The following is a 231-nucleotide window of genomic DNA, read 5'->3' as shown; positions in this document are numbered from 1 at the left end:
GCATCGTTTCACTGCTGAGTTCGGGATGGGATCAGGTGGTTCCAATGCTCTATGGTCGTCAAGAAATTCTTGAGCTGACGCGTCTTACGACGTTCCAGCGAATCGGGTATGCGATAGTTTGTGTGTTTGCTTCTCGAACTTTCGGTTCATTGCGTCTTCACACACCGCAATCTGATGCTCTTTCGAGTAGTCAAATTGCTTGGGTGTTATATGGTCAAGCCTCACGGGCAA

General features: G+C 48.5%; 1 rRNA gene. It reads right to left on the bottom strand.

The features are described 5' to 3' along the window. Window positions 1-63 (bottom strand): 5S ribosomal RNA (gene rrf / locus IB246_RS28615); the annotation flags it as partial. Window positions 64-231 lie beyond the last annotated feature (168 nt).

The sequence above is a fragment of the Pseudomonas sp. PDM01 genome (assembly GCF_014852325.1).
Classification (GTDB): domain Bacteria; phylum Pseudomonadota; class Gammaproteobacteria; order Pseudomonadales; family Pseudomonadaceae; genus Aquipseudomonas; species Aquipseudomonas migulae.
The sequence above is the reverse complement of the archived record's forward strand: the minus strand, read 5'-3'. Positions and strand labels throughout refer to the sequence as shown.